8 protein-coding genes are annotated in these 13,751 nt (G+C 67.7%); 6 read left to right on the plus strand and 2 right to left on the minus strand.

The genetic code is table 11. The features are described 5' to 3' along the window. The 5 genes from AC1DYI_RS04300 to AC1DYI_RS04320 all read left to right on the plus strand — a co-directional run. On the plus strand, positions 1-1,313 hold a 1,313-nt coding region (locus AC1DYI_RS04300; protein WP_477202837.1), incomplete at its 5' end, for an STAS domain-containing protein. 224 nt (positions 1,314-1,537) lie between these two features. Next, entirely contained in the window at positions 1,538-2,089 is a 552-nt protein-coding gene (gene hslV, locus AC1DYI_RS04305; protein ID WP_477202838.1) for an ATP-dependent protease subunit HslV, read from the plus strand. Positions 2,090-2,120: 31 nt separating this feature from the next. Continuing rightward, entirely contained in the window at positions 2,121-3,446 is a 1,326-nt protein-coding gene (gene hslU, locus AC1DYI_RS04310) for an ATP-dependent protease ATPase subunit HslU (protein ID WP_477202839.1), read from the plus strand. Positions 3,447-3,548: 102 nt separating this feature from the next. Further along, positions 3,549-4,511, plus strand: coding sequence for a Bug family tripartite tricarboxylate transporter substrate binding protein (locus tag AC1DYI_RS04315; protein WP_477202840.1), 963 nt, complete (start codon positions 3,549-3,551; stop codon positions 4,509-4,511). A gap of 72 nt (positions 4,512-4,583) precedes the next feature. Next, positions 4,584-5,465, plus strand: a complete 882-nt coding sequence (locus AC1DYI_RS04320) for a potassium channel family protein (RefSeq protein ID WP_477202841.1) — start codon at positions 4,584-4,586, stop codon at positions 5,463-5,465. Here AC1DYI_RS04320 and AC1DYI_RS04325 read toward each other — a convergent pair. Next, positions 5,412-6,179, minus strand: coding sequence for a type III pantothenate kinase (locus AC1DYI_RS04325; protein ID WP_477202842.1), 768 nt, complete (start codon positions 6,177-6,179; stop codon positions 5,412-5,414). The two genes, AC1DYI_RS04320 and AC1DYI_RS04325, sit on opposite strands and share 54 nt — an antisense overlap. 176 nt (positions 6,180-6,355) lie before the next feature. Here AC1DYI_RS04325 and icmF point away from each other — a divergent pair, with 176 nt between their 5' ends. Continuing rightward, positions 6,356-9,646 carry a fused isobutyryl-CoA mutase/GTPase IcmF gene (gene icmF, locus AC1DYI_RS04330; RefSeq protein ID WP_477202843.1) on the plus strand — a complete coding sequence of 1,097 codons (3,291 nt, stop codon included), beginning with the start codon at positions 6,356-6,358 and terminating at the stop codon, positions 9,644-9,646. Between the two features lie 102 nt (positions 9,647-9,748). On the opposite strand, the gene AC1DYI_RS04335 is transcribed toward icmF, so the two are convergent. Beyond that, the gene (locus AC1DYI_RS04335) at positions 9,749-13,588 is read right to left on the minus strand and encodes a M48 family metallopeptidase (RefSeq protein WP_477202844.1); all 3,840 of its coding nucleotides are present in this window, start codon (positions 13,586-13,588) and stop codon (positions 9,749-9,751) included. Positions 13,589-13,751 lie beyond the last annotated feature (163 nt).

Consider the following 13,751-nt stretch of genomic DNA (forward strand, 5'->3'; position numbering starts at 1 on the left):
AGCCACGTGCGGCACCCACCCCTCGCCCGGCCGCAGCGCCGGTGCCGGCCCCGGCACCGGTGGTCGCCCCTGCCCCGCCCGCGGCGCGCGAGCTGCCCCCGCTGGCATTCGACTTCGAGCCGACTGCGCCTGCCTCGAAGCACGCCGCCGCAGAGCCCGCCGAAGCTCCGGCGGCGCGCCTGCCCATCGGCCGCATCACCGACCTGCCCGAGGTCGAGGTGCGCGAGATCAAGCACGACCCGGAGCTGGACGAGGCGGTGATCGCCTTTGCCAACGCCGACTTCGCGCACAGCGAGCATGTGCTGGTGCAGCTGACCAGCCACGGCGCGCCGCGCCAGCATCACGAAGACACCTGGCTGGTGCTGTTCGACCTGTACCGCGCCACCGGCCAGCAGCAGCGCTTCGACTCGTTGTCGATGAGCTTTGCCGAGCAGTGCCATCGCTCACCGCCGCAGTGGTATTCGCTGCCCAAGCTGCTGGCCGACGCGGCCGCGGCGCAGCGAGCCGCCAGCAGCAGTGGCGCCCCCGAGCCCAGCGGCCAGATCGGCTGGGTCTGCGACCCCCTGCTGACCCACGACGGGTTGACGCAGCTGTCGTCGCAGCTGTTGCAGATGTCCATGCCCTGGGTGCTGGACTGGACGCAGCTCAAGCGCATCGAGCCGGCAGCAGCCGCCGAACTGCGCCACCAGTTCCAGCAATGGGCTGGCGAAAAGCTGACGATGCGCTGGCTGGCCGCCGACAAGCTGTTCGACGTGCTGCAGGAGGCCGCGCCGGTCGGCGTGCGTGATGCCGATCCGGCCTTCTGGCTGGCGCGGCTGGACGCGCTGCGCCTGGTCAACCGCCCCGACCAGTTCGACGACGTCGCGATCGACTACTGCGTGACCTACGAGGTGTCGCCGCCCAGTTGGGAGCCGACCAAGTGCACGGTGCGCATCAGCGGCCCGTCGGCCAACACCCGCTCGGCGATCCTGTCGTCGGTTGGTGACGTGGTCACCTCGGTGATGGACGCACCGGATGGCCAAGGCGAGGTCGAGGTCACCAGCCTCGAAATCTCGGGCCAGTTGGCCGGCGACCAGACGACGCTGCTGAGGCATCTGGACCAGCGCCTGGGCGACTCGAAAGTGGTGCGCATTTCGTGTGCGCTGCTGATCCGGGTCGACTTTGTCGCCGCGGGCGACCTGCTGAACTGGGTCATCTCCAAACGCGCCGAGCAGCGCCAGATCACCTTCACCGACGTGAACCGTCTGGTGGCGCTGATGTTCCATGCGATGGGCATCAGTGAGCATGTGGCGATGCAACTGAGACAAAGTTAGCCCCAGGGGTGGTGCCCCCACGCCCTCTTCCGAGGGCTGCCCCCCGAGGGGGCTCGCGCAGCGGCCCGGCAGAGCCGGCTCCGCGCACGCCACTTGGAGTGCGGCGGCTCCTGCGGAGCGCCGCATTTGCAAAGTACGCCTCGCGGCGCCTCACTTGAAGCGGTCACGCACATCACCATGTTGTCGTGGCATGCTCGACTTTCGATTTGAAGAAGACTGAATCCATGGACTCCTATCACGGCACGACCATCCTCAGCGTGCGCCGCCAACTGCCTGACGGGCGTTGGCAGGTGGYGTTGGGCGGCGACGGTCAGGTGACGCTGGGCAACACCATCGTCAAGGCCAGCGCGCGCAAGGTGCGCCGGCTGCACCATGACAAGGTGCTGGCCGGTTTTGCTGGCGCCACCGCTGACGCCTTCACGCTGTTTGAACGCTTCGAGGCCAAGCTCGACAAGCACCAGGGCCACTTGGTGCGCGCCGCAATCGAGCTGACGCGCGACTGGCGCACCGACAAGGTACTGCGTAACCTCGAAGCCATGCTGGCGGTCGCCGACCGCGAGGCCTCGCTGATCATCACCGGCAACGGCGAYGTGCTCGAGCCCGAGCTGGGCCTGGTGGCCATTGGCTCCGGCGGTGCCTTCGCCCAGGCCGCAGCGCGTGCGCTGCTGTCACACAGCGAGCTGAGCGCGCGCGACATCGTCAAGCGCTCGCTTGAGATCGCCGGCGAGATCTGCATCTACACCAATCAGAATCACACCATCGAGGTGCTCGAATGACGCCCTTCATCGAAGCGAACAAGGGGCTGGCATGAGCATGACGCCTCGTGAAATCGTCTCCGAGCTGGACCGCCACATCGTTGGCCAGCAGGACGCCAAACGCGCGGTCGCGATCGCGCTGCGCAACCGCTGGCGCCGCCAGCATGTCGAGCCCGGGCTGCGGGCAGAGATCACGCCGAAGAACATCCTGATGATCGGGCCGACCGGCGTCGGCAAGACCGAGATCGCGCGTCGCCTGGCCAAGCTGGCCGATGCGCCGTTCATCAAGGTCGAAGCGACCAAGTTCACCGAGGTCGGCTACGTCGGCAAGGACGTCGACTCGATCGTGCGAGACCTGGTCGAGGTGGCGATCAAGCAGGAGCGCGCTGCCGCGTTGGCGCGCGCCCGCATGCGTGCCGAAGACGCCGCTGAAGAGCGTGTGCTCGACGTGCTGGTGCCGCCACCGCGCAACGTCGGCTTCGGCAGCGGTGAAGCCAGCGACTCCACCGCACGCCAGACGATGCGCAAGCGCCTGCGTGAAGGCTTGATGAACGACAAGGAAATCGAGCTGGAGCTGACTGAAGCCAAGCCGGGTATGGAGATCGTGACCCCGCCCGGCATGGAAGAGATGGCCGAGCAGTTGCAGGGCCTGTTCGCGCAGATGGGCCAGGCGCGCAAGACCACGCGCAAGCTGCGCATCGCCGACGCGCTGAAGGCCTTGACCGATGAAGAGGCCGCCAAGCTGGTCAACGAAGACGAGCTGAAGAGCCGCGCACTGAACAATGTCGAGCAGAACGGCATCGTCTTCCTCGACGAGATCGACAAGGTCGCCTCGCGCCAGAACACCCAGGGCGCCGATGTCTCGCGCCAGGGCGTGCAGCGCGACCTGCTGCCGCTGGTCGAAGGCACCACCGTCAACACCAAGTACGGGCTGGTGCGGACCGACCACATCCTGTTCATCGCGTCGGGCGCCTTCCACTTGAGCAAGCCGAGCGACCTGATCCCCGAGCTTCAAGGGCGTTTTCCGATCCGCGTCGAGCTGCAGGCACTGTCGGTGGCCGATTTCGAAGCCATCCTCTCCGGCACCCAGGCCAACCTGATCCAGCAGTACCAGGCCTTGCTGGCGACCGAAGGGGTGACGCTGGAGATCGCGCCCGACGCAGTGCACCGGCTGGCCGAGATCGCCTACGAGGTCAACGAGCGCACCGAGAACATCGGCGCCCGCCGGCTGTCGACGGTGCTGGAACACCTGCTCGACGAGCTGAGCTTCGATGCACCACAACGCAGCGGCGAAACGGTGACGATCGATGCGGACATCGTGTCGGCTCGCCTGGGCGAGTTGGCGCGCAACGACGACCTGTCACGGTACATCCTGTGAAACTTTGCCGGCAGGCCCCCGGTAAACCCGCAGGGCGCTGCCAGCCGATTGACAGTCTGATCACCCAGACTGGGCCTTCGAGCTCGGTTGTGGAGGCTTCCCATGGTTCGACGTCGTGATTGCCTGGCTGGAGCCGCTGCGGCGCTCTGGCCCTTTGCCGGTGCGCTGGCGGCCAGCAGCAAGCTGCCGCAGCTGCAGATCTACGTCCCCGGCGGCGTCGGCGGTGGCTGGGACCAGACCGGCCACGCCCTGGGCGATGCGGTGGTGGCCGGCGGCCTGGCGCAGAAGGTGGTTTACGAGAACAAGGGCGGCAAAGGCGGAACGATCGGCCTGGCCGATTTCGTCGAACGCTTCGACAAGGACCCTGCCGCCCTGCTGGTTGGCGGCATGGTCATGGTCGGCGCGATCGCGGCGTCGCAGCCCAAGGTCACGCTGGCCCAGGTGACGCCGCTGGCGCGGCTGACCAATGACTACCTGGCGCTCGTGGCGCCGGCCGGCTCCAAGCTGAACAACCTGAAGGCGCTGACGGCGGAGCTGCAGCGCGGCGTCGGTGGTGTCGTCTTCACCGGCGGCTCGCTCGGCGGCGTCGACCACATGCTGGCCGGCATGATGATCCGCCAGATGCGGCTGGACACCGACAAGCTGCGCTACGAGCCGGCCACCGCCGCCAAGGACTCGCTGGCGCTGCTGGACAGCGGCAAGGCGCAGGTGGTGATCTCGGGCTACAGCGAGCTGAAGGCCGAGATCGAGGCCAAGCGCGTGGTCGCGCTGGCGGTCTCGTCGCGGCGCAGCCTGCACGGCATCGCGTCGCTCAGCGAGCAAGGTGTGCCGATCGAGCTGGCCAACTGGCGCGGTGTCTTTTGCCCCGCCAGCATCAGCGACGTGCAGAAAGCCGCGCTGCGCGACATGGTCGTCAGCGCAACCGAAACCTCCTCATGGCAGCAGGCGGTGACGGCCAAGGAATGGATGGGCGCGCTGTTGGTCGGCGAGCAGTTCAAGCAAGCACTGGAAGTCGACCAGAGCATCGCAGGCGTCGTCGCCCACATGCTCAAGCTCAAGGGCTGAACTCGTCCCCACGCGACAGCTGGGCTGATCTTCGTCAAGCCGGTGGCCACCCGGCCGGCTACCCTGACGGGCATGGATTGGCGTCGCCTTGCGCTGGACTCGCGCAGCTTTGTCCATGCCCCTGGCGGCTGGTGGCTGCTGCATGCGCCGCGGGACAACTCGGCAGCCGCGCACAGCGAGCGACGCTGGCGCTGGCCGGTGCTGCTGGCCTTGCTGGCGACGACCCCGGCCTTCTATGCGCAGTTGCTGCAGACAGCACCACCGGCGTGGACGACAGGCATCTACGCCGCCGCAGCACTGATGCTGGCGTTGGCCCTGCGCAGCGTGAGCCGGCACACCCGCCGGCCGGCCGACCATGTGCGAGCCAATCCGCTGGACCTGCTGCTGATCGTCGGCCTGGTGCTCGCCGCCGCACTGCCCGCCAGCAGTCAATCTGCCATCGCCCTGGTGCTGCGCCTGGGCGTGGCGTTCCTGACGCTGTGGCGCATGGTCTGGGCGATCCAGCACCTGATCACCCGCGGCGGCCTGGGCTACTTGCTGCTGGTGTCGGTGCTGGTGCTGGGCGCCTGCGGGGTCGGCTTCTGGTGGATCGAGCCGACGACGCCGGACCTGTCAGACGGGCTGTGGCTGGCATTCACCACCGCCGCCACGGTGGGCTATGGCGATCTGGTGCCCACCACGCCCGCGGCGCGCATCTTTGCGGTCTTCGTCGTGCTGCTGGGCTATGGGGTGCTGACGCTGGTCACCGCAGCCATCGCGTCACGCTGGGTCGAGACCGGCGAGCGCCGGATCGAGCACGAGATCCTGCGCGACATGCGGCGAGAAATGGCCGCTCTTAGGCTGGAACTGGCCGCATTGCGCGACGCGTTGCCGACAGTCGGCGTCGCGTCGCCGGCAACGTCACAAGGCCAGCCGGTGCGACTGGATGTGCAGCAGGCCGTCGAAGATCAGTGACTCGATCAGCTCGTGTTCCAGGTCCAGGTGCGGCGCCACCTTCCAGCCCGCACCGCCGGTGACCAGCATCACCGGTGGCTCGCCGCAGTGTTCAGCCAAGTGGCGGTGCATGCGTTCGATCGCGCCGGTGATCGCGTAGGTGCCACCGCTGGTCAGCGCGTCGGACGTGTTGGCCGGGAAGCGCATCACTTCGCCGGTCGGCACGCGCAGGCCGGCGGTGCCGCTTTCCAAGGCGCGCAGCATGATGCCGTGGCCGGGCAGGATCAGCCCGCCCAGGAACTTGCCCTGCGTGTCCAGCGCATCCACCGTCACCGCGGTGCCGATCATCACGACGAGCACCGGCCGCGCCGGCCCACGCGCCAGCACATGGCCACGCGCGCCGATCATCGCCACCCAGCGGTCGGCGCCGAGCCGGGCCGGGTGGTCGTAGCCGTTGCTCACGCCGGCCTCGTGCGGTGACGACACAACCCAGCGCGGCGTCAGATCCCACAGCTCGAGCTGCTCTTCGACGCGCCGCCGCACCGCTTCGCCGGCCACCACGCAACCCAGCATGCTCCGTGGCGGGGCCAGGCTCTTCCATTCCTTCTCGGCCATCTCGTCGATGGTCTCGAGGAACATCGCCCCGTGCGAAAGCAGCGCCGCACCCGGCTGCGGCGACGCGTACTGCGCCCACTTCAGCCGCGTGTTCCCGATGTCGATGGCCATGAAACTCATGGAGCGCGAGCGTAGCAGCCGGCGGCAAGGCCCGCTGCGCGGCGGGGAAAACCCCGAGCTGGCCTTCGGCAGCAGTGTCAGACTGCCTTTTGCCGATGGCCCACATCATGCACAATTGACGTTTACGTAAACGTCAACCAGACGCCCGCCCACCGCCACCCCAGACGAGCTTCGCCATGACCGACCTGTCCGCCGAGTACAAAGCCCTGGCCGCCTACCGCCCGACGAACAAGGTGCGCTTCGTCACCGCGGCGTCGCTGTTCGACGGCCACGACGCCGCCATCAACATCATGCGGCGCATCCTGCAGGGCATGGGCGCCGAGGTGGTCCACCTGGGCCACAACCGCTCGGTCGACGAGGTCGTCACTGCCGCCCTGCAGGAAGACGCGCAGGGCATCGCCGTCTCCAGCTACCAGGGCGGCCACAACGAATACTTCAGCTACATGGTCGAGCTGCTACGTGCCCGCGGCGGCGCGCACATCCAGGTCTTCGGCGGCGGCGGCGGCGTGATCGTGCCGGCCGAGATCCGCGCGCTGGCCGAGCAGGGCGTGCGCATCTACAGCCCCGAAGACGGCCAGCGCATGGGCCTGGCCGGCATGATCGGCGAGATGGTGATGCGCGCCGATGCCGACCTGTCGGTGCATGCACCCAAGGCCGTGAAAGCGATTCAGGGCCACTCGGAAGCCGCCTGGCGCGCGCTGGCCCAGCTGATCACCGCGCTCGAAAACGGCAAGGCCGACGCCGATCTGGTGGCCGCCGTGCACGACGCCGCCAAGGCCCACCCAGCCCCGGTGCTGGGCATCACCGGCACCGGCGGCGCCGGCAAGTCCAGCCTGACCGACGAGCTGATCCGCCGCTTCCGCCTCGACCAGGACGACGCGCTGCGCATCGCCGTGATCTCGATCGACCCGTCGCGCCGCAAGAGCGGTGGTGCGTTGTTGGGTGACCGGATCCGCATGAACGCAATCTCGCCGTGGAGCCAGGGCCCGCGCGTCTACATGCGTTCGCTCGCGACGCGCGACACCGGCAGCGAGGTCTCGGCCGCGTTGCCCGACGTGATCGCCGCCGCTCGCGCCGCCGGCTTCGACCTGGTGATCGTCGAGACCTCCGGCATCGGCCAGGGCGACGCAGCGATCGTGCCGATGGTCGACGTGCCGATGTACGTGATGACGCCCGAGTTCGGCGCCGCGAGCCAGCTCGAGAAGATCGACATGCTCGACTTCGCCGAATTCGTCGCGATCAACAAGTTCGACCGCAAAGGTGCGGCCGATGCGCTGCGCGATGTCAGCAAGCAGGTCCAGCGCAACCGCGAAGCCTTCACCGTGATGCCGGACCAGATGCCGGTCTTCGGCACGATGGCCAGCCGCTTCAACGACGACGGCGTGACCGCGCTGTACCAGGCCCTGCGTGGGCGGCTGCGCGACGTAGGCCTGAAGCTCACCGAAGGCCGGCTGCCGCCGGTGGACACACGCCACAGCACGCACCAGACGCCGATCGTGCCGTCGGCGCGCGTGCGTTACCTGGCCGAGATCAGCGACTCCGTGCGTGGCTACAAGGCCCGCGCCCGTGCGCAATCACGTCTGGCGCGCGAGGTGCAACAGCTGAAGGGCACAGCTCGCATGCTGACCGAGGCCAACCCGGACAAGACCAACGCCCGCGACGCCGTGTTGAACCTGGCGCAACAGCGCGAGGGCCAGCTGGGTGCCGATGCACGCCACCTGCTCGCGCAGTGGCCCGACATGCAGAAGGCCTACGCCGGCGACGACTACGTGGTGAAGATCCGCGACAAGGAGATCCGCACCCGCTTGGTCCACACGACGCTGTCGGGTTCGAAGATCCGCAAGGTCGCGCTGCCGGGCTACGAGTGCGACGGCGAGGTGCTGAAGTGGCTGATGCTGGACAACGTGCCCGGCAGCTTTCCCTACACCGCCGGTGTGTTCGCGTTCAAACGTGAAGGCGAAGACCCGACCCGCATGTTCGCTGGTGAGGGTGACGCCTTCCGCACCAACCGCCGCTTCAAGCTGGTGTCAGAGGGCCTGCCGGCCAAGCGCCTGTCGACCGCGTTCGACTCGGTCACGCTCTACGGCGCCGACCCGGCCCCGCGGCCGGACATCTACGGCAAGGTCGGCAACTCGGGCGTCTCGATCGCGACGCTCGAAGACATGAAGGTGCTGTACTCGGGCTTCGACCTGTGCAGCCCGACCACGTCGGTCTCGATGACGATCAATGGCCCGGCGCCGACGATCCTCGCAATGTTCATGAACACCGCCATCGACCAGCAGCTCGACAAGTTCCGCGCCGACAACGGCCGCGAGCCGAGCGACACCGAGGCGGCCAAGATCCGCGCCTGGGTGCTGGCCAATGTGCGTGGCACGGTGCAGGCCGACATCCTGAAGGAAGACCAGGGCCAGAACACCTGCATCTTCTCGACCGAGTTCTCGCTCAAGGTGATGGGCGACATCGCCGAGTACTTCGTGCACCACGACGTGCGCAACTTCTACTCGGTCTCGATCAGCGGTTATCACATCGCCGAAGCTGGCGCGAACCCGATCTCGCAACTGGCCTTCACGCTGAGCAACGGCTTCACCTTCGTCGAAGCCTACCTCGCGCGTGGCATGCACATCGACGACTTTGCGCCGAACCTGTCGTTCTTCTTCTCGAACGGCATGGACCCGGAGTACACCGTGCTCGGCCGTGTCGCGCGCCGCATCTGGGCCGTCGCCATGCGTGACCGCTACGGCGCCAACGAACGGTCGCAGAAGCTGAAGTACCACGTGCAGACCTCGGGCCGCAGCCTGCATGCGCAGGAGATCGCGTTCAACGACATCCGCACCACGCTGCAGGCGCTGATCGCGATCTACGACAACTGCAACTCGCTGCACACCAACGCCTATGACGAGGCGATCACGACGCCGACCGAAGAGAGCGTGCGCCGCGCGATGGCGATCCAGCTGATCATCAACCGCGAGTGGGGCCTGGCGAAGAACGAGAACCCGAACCAGGGCGCGTTCATCATCGAAGAGCTGACCGAGCTGGTCGAAGAAGCGGTGCTGGCCGAGTTCGAGAAGATCGCCGAACGTGGCGGAGTACTGGGAGCGATGGAGACCGGCTACCAGCGCTCGAAGATCCAGGAAGAGTCGATGCACTACGAGATGCAGAAGCACACCGGCGAGTACCCGATCATCGGCGTGAATACCTTCCGCAATCCGCATGGCGACCCGGTGCCCGAGCACATCGAACTGGCCCGCTCGACCGACGAGGAAAAGCAGAGCCAGCTGACCCGCCTGGGCGACTTCCAGGCCGAGCACGCCGGCGAATCACCCGCGATGCTGCAGCGCCTGCAAACCGCGGTGATCGCGAACGGCAACGTGTTCGAGGTGCTGATGGACGCGGTGCGCGTCTGCTCGCTGGGTCAGATCACCTCGGCGCTGTTCGAGGTGGGTGGGCAGTACCGGCGCAGCATGTGACCTGGAGCACCCGGCCGCGGGGTACCGCGGCCACCCTCCGAGAGGGTGCGCGGCCGCTTCGGAGCGGCCGTACGCTGGCCGCGCGAAAGTCCCCAACGGCGATCAGGCGCTGAAGTAAGGCCGCTCGCTGGCGAAGAGCATGCGCGTCGCCATCTCGCGCCAGGCACGTGGAGCCTTCTTGCCCAAGGCGATCACGCCGATGCTGCAGGCTCGGGCGCGAAGTTCGATCGGCATCTGCAGCAGCAGCTTGTCGGCCGCCGCCACATCGCTGCTGCGCGTGCGCAGCAGTTCGACAAACTGCTTCATCGGCCGGATGTCGTCCCGATCGGGCAGGTTGGCTTTCGCCAGGTAGCCTTGCGGATCGCGCCCTTGGCGCAGCGCCAGTCCCACCGCGGCGAACAGTGTGGAGCCATCGAACTCGTCTCCCAGCGGTTTGGCCAGCACCTGTTCCGCCCAGTCGGCCGGTGCGCCATCCGACGCCGCCAGCAGCCAGCGCAGCCGCTGTGCCCGCGCCGGATCGTTGGCGGCGGCACGCTGGGCCGCCGGCAGGTTGCCGCGGGTCAGCTCCGCGTATTCGGTCGGAAAGTCCGGCACATCCGCTTCCTGGCCCCGCTCCAGCGCCAGCTGCATGCGCAGCGCCTTGGACTGTTGAGCCAAAGCCGTCAGTGCCCGCGAATCCTCCGGATGGATGAACCGCTGCAACCTCGCCTCGTCCATCGCGACCAGCTCCGCGAGCTCAGGGACTGATTTGCGGGCTTGCGCCAGCGTCACCAAAGCCTGTGAATACTGGCCCCGCTCGGCCTCGACATGCCCGGCCGCATAGGCAAACCAACCGTCCTTCGGCCAACGCTGATGCCCGTCGACAAAGCCTTCGTCGCGCGCCTGCGCTTGCGGTAGGCAACGCACAGCGGCGTAGCGCAAGCCGGGTTGCTGCGGCTGCGTGGCGGACTGCTCGGCGTGGCGCGCGCAGACGGCATCGTGTTCGGGGCCGGCGGCGTCTTGCTCGGCCCGCAGCAGCAACACGTCGTGGGGCGTTCGCTTCAGACGCGTGGCAATGATGTCCCGATAGGTCGGCRGCCCCTCCGCCGCGTTCATCCAATGGGCCGCGTAGCGGTCGTGCGAATCGTCCCAGCGGGCATGCAGCTCGATGAGTTGCTGTCGCTRCCTGTCGTCCTTCAGGCCGTCCAGCTCGCGTCCCGGGCCGTCGGTCAGCGCCGACAGCACCGTGCGGGTCGACGGACCTTTGCTGCTGATGGTCTTGGGCGGCTCGGCGAACAACACGTCGGCATGCGATTCGAACCAGCGCGGTGTGCCGAGCGGTCGCTCGGGTCGCACGTTCTTCGTGCCATAGCTGGCCGTCCACTCGACCAGCGCGGCGCTGCCCGCCACGCTGTAGACATAGTGGCCGCTGCCACTGCTGGCATCGGCTTCGAAGGCTTCGATCGGCGTTCCGTCGGTCAGCTTGGCGTCGACCTGGTAGCGCTGGTCGGCGGGCACGGTGATCTGACGGCGGGATCGTGGCCCGACGGTCACGGACTGCCCGCCGATGTGCGCCACGACAGTCGTTCCCAGGCCGTTGTAGACCATGATCTCGGCATCGCCCACGGCGCTGCTGAAACCCAATACGCCGGCGACGATGCCACCGGCCGCGACGAACCGCGCGACCGTCGGCCAAAGCCCGTCCGCGCTCTGGAAACGGGCCCACCAGCTCAGCTTGTTCGGCCGCTCGCGCTCCTGGCCACGGGGCAGGACTGGGTAGTCGGCAGGCGCCGCCGGTACGAGCGGCACACCGTCGTCCGTCAGCGGCGCCTCAGGGTTGGTTTCTGCGGCGACATCGCCACCTCCTGTCGGTGCACGAGCCACCGCCATCTCGCTAGCCAGCAGCTCGTCGAGCGCTGCCGATTTCAAGCGGGAGAAAGCGCTGGCGAACTGATTGACCCAGCTGTCGACCACCTTCAACCAGTCGCCCAGGTTGCTGGGGTTGGCCGTCGGCAAACCGAACTCGCCGAGCACCTGCGACCAATCCTGACCGCCMAGACGTCGGCGCAGCGCCGCATCGAGCTTCACGTGGCGGCGCTGCAGGTGCAGGCGGTCCATTGCGTCCTGCAGGTTGTTCGCGACACGGACCAACCGCTGTGCGCCCTCCTCGCCTACGCGGCGGGTGGCGCTTTCGACGCGCCAGGCGCTGGCCAGCACGCCTTGCAGATCACGCAGATTCGCTTCGCTGTGCTCGGCGTAGTGCACCAGCGCCAGCAAGCCGTCGAGCCTGGCGTCATGGCTTTCGCCCAGCTGGCGTGCCAGCGCGCGATGCAGGCTGCGGCAGCGCTTGTCGTGCGCTTGCAGCAGGGCTTCGACGCCGCGGCATTCGGACTCGACCTCGGCGATGACACGCGGCAGCTCATTGGCCTGCAGTGCCTCGCCGCGGAAACGGATCGTGCCTCCTTCCGCAGCCAGGTGGCCGGCCTGCAGCGCGCGCAACTGGCCGAGCTCGCGCTCCAGGCCGCGCCAGCGCTCCATCTCGGTCATCAGCGTTTCCGGGTACAGCGCCGCCAGCGCCGCACGGTCCGGCTCGGCCTTGGCGTCCACCAGTGCGTAGTGGTCCTCGGCGTGGCGGGTCAGCGGCCGGCCCAGGTAGACGCCGCGGTACTGGCCACGCAAGGTCTCGCGCGAGAACTGCTCGTCGACCGCCTGCAGGCTTTCTTCGAGCGCCACCCGCGGCATGGCGTCGTCGTCGATCAGCCGCGCCGTCACCTGCTCGCGCAGGGCTTGTGCGTTGTCGAACAACACCCAGGCGCTGCGCTGGTCAATCTCGGCGGGCACATAGCGCCGCTTCGCGTTTTCTTCACGCACATGGTTCATCGGATGGGTCAGCCACATCTGCGGCGGCTGCGCCAGCTCGGCGCGGAACACCCGGTGCGCTTCAGGCCGATCAGCAGGGATGGCCGGGGCACGGTGGTAGCTGGGATCGTTCAGCACCTTGCCCATGCGCTGCAGGATCCGAGTCTGCACGGCAAATGCGTCCAGCGTGCCGCGCTTCTTGCCGTGCTCGTCGCCAACGAAGCCGAGCGCCCGGTCCCACGAGTCGTCGGCCGCCTGCAGCTTGTGCAGCGCATGGATCAGCGCATCGCTGCCCGTCAGCGAAACGGCCACCAGGTCGGCCTGCAGCTCCATTTCGCGCGACAGGGCACGCTGGATCAGCTCGACGCCGCGGTACGCCAGGTCCACCAGCGAACGGATGGCCCAGACGACAACGCTCAGGATCCAGCCGATCCACGCAATGCGGAAATCGAAGCGCGACAGGCCGCGCAGGAAGTCATCGAGCGCATCGCGCCGCGCCACCAGGTGGCCGGCAATCTGCTGGGCCACATAGGCCCAGCGGCCGACCGCCATGCTGCGCTGGGCGAAATGGCCGAACTCGTGGGCCAGCACCGCATGCAGCTCGCCCAGCGTCAGGGCATTGACCAGGCCGAGCCCGATCTCCAGGTTCTTGCGCGAAGGAAACAACAGGTTCAGCACCGACAGGTCGTAGAAGACCGAGGCATTGACCCGCGAAGTGACAAAGACCCGGTGCGGCCGCGGTGCGCCAGCGCGGTCGGCCAAGTGGTCCAGGTCTTCGAACAGGCGCGGCTGCTCGCTGCGCTTGAGCTCCAGCTCCTTGCCCATCCGACCGGCCTTGACGAAGAACAGGGCCTTCAGCATGAACACGGCTAGGAACGTCGCACACGCGGCGACCAGCAAACCCCAGCCGGTCGTGGAGCCAGCATGGGCGCCGAAGCTCAGCTTGTAGGCGGTGTGCAGAAACCAACCCGCCAGGCCAAGGTAGGCCACCAGGAAGGCCACCAGTGCAGTAACCGCTGCCCAGGCGTGCCGGCGGTAGGCGGCCGTGGGTTTGGCCAAGTCCGCCAATGCAGCGGTTGGCCCGGTGGCGTTGGGGCTCGTCATGTTTCCCTCCCTCGATGCTCGATCTTTTGGTGACTTCGGCCCGCCGGGCCGCAACTTGGAATGCTAAAGCTCGTCCGCCGCCACCGGGCGTGCCGCGCTTCAGGGATTGCCAGAAGCTGCCGCGGCGTTTTGCACAAAGCCAGCCCGCCGCTGTGATCTGGCC

The organism is Ideonella sp. P3_A4 (genome assembly GCF_056403075.1).

Excerpts from the sequence above, each read along its gene's own strand:
- AC1DYI_RS04315 (WP_477202840.1), top strand. The coding sequence starts at position 3,549 with ATGGTTCGACGTCGTGATTGCCTGGCTGGAGCCGCTGCGGCGCTCTGG.
- icmF (WP_477202843.1), top strand. The coding sequence starts at position 6,356 with ATGACCGACCTGTCCGCCGAGTACAAAGCCCTGGCCGCCTACCGCCCG.
- AC1DYI_RS04325 (WP_477202842.1), bottom strand. The coding sequence starts at position 6,179 with ATGAGTTTCATGGCCATCGACATCGGGAACACGCGGCTGAAGTGGGCG.
- hslU (WP_477202839.1), top strand. The coding sequence starts at position 2,121 with ATGAGCATGACGCCTCGTGAAATCGTCTCCGAGCTGGACCGCCACATC.
- AC1DYI_RS04320 (WP_477202841.1), top strand. The coding sequence starts at position 4,584 with ATGGATTGGCGTCGCCTTGCGCTGGACTCGCGCAGCTTTGTCCATGCC.